This window comes from Microcystis sp. LE19-41.2A, from assembly GCF_027530405.1.
In the GTDB taxonomy this organism is placed as follows: domain Bacteria; phylum Cyanobacteriota; class Cyanobacteriia; order Cyanobacteriales; family Microcystaceae; genus Microcystis; species Microcystis aeruginosa.
Map to the genome: position 1 here is coordinate 1 of NZ_JAPZQJ010000390.1, position 1193 is coordinate 1193.

3 protein-coding genes are annotated in these 1193 nt (G+C 37.8%); 2 read left to right on the forward strand and 1 reads right to left on the reverse strand.

Features of this window, described 5'->3' with window-relative positions; translation table 11 throughout:
- Window positions 1-411: RNA-guided endonuclease InsQ/TnpB family protein (locus O9290_RS15930; RefSeq protein WP_288087261.1), on the reverse strand; the 411-nt coding region annotated here is incomplete at its 3' end.
- Window positions 412-495: 84 nt separating this feature from the next.
- On the opposite strand from O9290_RS15930, the gene O9290_RS28215 reads away from it, so the two are divergent.
- Window positions 496-801: a DUF6883 domain-containing protein gene (locus O9290_RS28215; protein WP_353852144.1), complete on the forward strand. Its 306-nt coding sequence runs from the start codon at window positions 496-498 to the stop codon at window positions 799-801.
- Between the two features lie 12 nt (window positions 802-813).
- A complete protein-coding gene (locus tag O9290_RS15935) occupies window positions 814-1035 on the forward strand; it encodes a DUF4926 domain-containing protein (RefSeq protein WP_002761801.1) in 222 nt (73 codons plus the stop codon).
- The last annotated feature ends 158 nt before the right edge of the window (window positions 1036-1193 follow it).

Genomic DNA, 1193 nt, shown 5'->3' on the forward strand with positions numbered 1-1193 from the left:
CCATCGAATAGGTAAAGGTTCTGTGCATTTGGCTAAATAGATTTGTTTGTCTTTGAACTTAAAAGCAGATTTGGTAAATTCGGCACTTCCTCCCTGATGTTTTTTCTTAAAGTTAGGATACTTAGTACGACCAGCAAAGAAATTAGTGAAAGCTGTTTGTAAATGTCTTAACCCTTGTTGTAAAGGTACACAGCTAACTTCATTGAGAAAGTTTAATTCTTCTTGCTTTTTCCAATCAGTTAGCATTGAAGAAGTTTGAGCGTAGCCTACTCTTTCTTGCTTTTCGTACCAAGCTTGTGTTCTGAGATGGAGAGCTTTATTGTAAACCAATCTTACACAGCCCAATGTGCGCCGCAATAGCGACTCTTGTGTTGGTGTGGGGTAAAATCGAAACGAATAGGCTTTTTCCATACCTCACATTTTAGCATATATTTCGTAAACGATGCTCATATTTAACAGTAAAGCCGTCGTAGAACGACGGGGTTTCAGACCCAAATTTTCGATGATCACAAACTAACTGGTTATTCTCTAAATCTAAATCATGCCAATGGACGGCATAAAGCCCGTGTTTTTAAATCGGCCTTAAACTTAGATATTGATGACGTTCAATTTCTTAAAAACGCACTCTTAGAAGCCGTTAAAACCTATGATGCTATTCCCGATAAAATCAATCAATATGGCCAAAAGTATATTATTGACTTTCCCCTGAATCATCAAAACAAAACGGCTATTATTCACAGTGTTTGGATAATCAGAAATGAGGAAAATTTTCCCCGTTTAGTTACTTGTTATGTACTTTAAGGAGATAATGAAATGAAACTCTTAGATGTGGTTGCTTTATTAGAAGACTTACCCCAATTGGGATTATATCGCGGGCAAGTGGGAACAATTGTAGAAGTCTATGAGCCAAATGTTTTTGAAGTTGAATTTAGCGATACTTCTGGCCTTGCTTATGCTATCGAAATCTTACAAGAAAATCAATTAATGTTATTACATCATTCTCCCTTAGAATCCCAAAAATTAACCGCTAAGTAGCGTTTGCTGTTGACTATCTAGGGTCTGCTGAAAAAGTTTTTCGTGGGGACAGGGTGTGGGGTGTGGGGTGTGGGGTGTAGGGTTTTACCGATTCTCATCTGGTCAATTACCTAATTTTCAGAGAAAAAGTCCCAGAATTTTCCCCCTATCTCTCCCAC